Here is a 1,267-nt window from a genome sequence, read left to right as displayed (position 1 = left end):
GAAAACGAACCCAATGTGCACCCCGGACTGCTCGAGCTCGAGAACGTGGTGCTCGTACCCCACCTCGGCTCCGCTACCATCGAAACGCGCACCGCGATGGCAATGCTCGCAGCAGACAACGCCCTCGCAGTGCTCAGCGATGAACGACCACCTGCGCCGATCAATTAGAGGCAAAGGGGCAATTGCCGGCGGTGTCGCAACTCCGACCCTGGCGACGCGGCAGAACGCTGGTCGCGGTTCCTGGTCCTTCGGATACACCGAACAGCGCCTTCCGGAGATTATGGTTGAAATTCACGACCGATGTGCGGTTGGAGAGGGAAAGGACAGGCCCATGCGATGCTGGTGGAAATGTTTGAGCTCGGTAGGGCACGTACCGGTGGCTCAGGGTGCAGCGCTATGAACACCCACGATTCAACTCTTGGACAATGGACGGAGGCTCTGGCAGAGTCAACGGGTTCACCTGGTGGAGGAGCAGGAGCTGGGGTGATGCTTGCCCTTGCTGCATCCCTGATGTCCATGGTGGCCGGCTACACCGAGTCCGATGGTGGGCAACAGGATGAAATCGATGCCCTGATTGATCGCGCGCAGTCGCTCCGCGAAACCGCACTGAAGCTAGCTGACGAGGACTCAGCCGCTTCCAGCGCCTTTGGAGCAGCATTCCGTCTCGACCCGGGAGAACGCCGGGACGAAGCCATACGTGCCGCATCCATAGAAGCTGCAAAAACTTCCGCAGCACTCGGTGAGAAGGCCATGGGTGCAATCGAGGACCTGTTCTGGCTGGCCCACCAAGGCAACCCCGCGCTGATTGCCGACGTCGTCGTAGCATGCGGCGCACTGCGCGGTGCGATTTCCGGAGCACGCACAAACGTAAGCTTCGATCTGGCATCACTCACGTCAGCTGGACAGTCCCTGGAGCAGGTTGCTGAAGCTGATCCGATGCTCTGGGGCTCGGTCGAGCGCTTCAACGCCGCCATAAGACACATCGATACCTTGACCGTCGCAGTAGACGACCGAGCAGCACCGACGGACAAGGGGTAACCCGGCCTCCCGGCTCCTGTCCGTCACGCGGTGATCGCAGAACCACTCCTGTAGAGCGTGACTGCTTCAAGCTCCTCCGCGGGCCTCGAATTGGTGGGGGTCGACCGTGTCCTCCAGCGGTATGCCGTTAGAACTGAGGTGTACTACTGATGTGAGACAGTTTTTGAAAGGATTGTTCTCATGTCTGCTCGACCAAGTTATACCAATGAATTCAAGGCTGATGCCGTGG

1 protein-coding gene and 1 pseudogene are annotated in these 1,267 nt (G+C 59.7%); both read left to right on the top strand.

Features of this window, described 5'->3' with window-relative positions:
- Positions 1-168, top strand: a pseudogene (locus IWX65_RS17600) (D-glycerate dehydrogenase); the annotation flags it as partial.
- Positions 169-336: 168 nt separating this feature from the next.
- Positions 337-1,038, top strand: coding sequence for a cyclodeaminase/cyclohydrolase family protein (locus IWX65_RS17595; protein ID WP_442859219.1), 702 nt, complete (start codon positions 337-339; stop codon positions 1,036-1,038).
- Positions 1,039-1,267: the final 229 nt, after the last annotated feature.

Origin of the sequence: Arthrobacter sp. CAN_A214, assembly GCF_015751955.1 — a bacterium.
Classification (GTDB): domain Bacteria; phylum Actinomycetota; class Actinomycetes; order Actinomycetales; family Micrococcaceae; genus Arthrobacter_D.
The sequence above is the reverse complement of the archived record's forward strand: the minus strand, read 5'-3'. Positions and strand labels throughout refer to the sequence as shown.

Bases quoted from the DNA above. Each gene is read 5' to 3' on its own strand.
- IWX65_RS17595 (WP_442859219.1), top strand. From the start codon at position 337: ATGCTGGTGGAAATGTTTGAGCTCGGTAGGGCACGTACCGGTGGCTCA.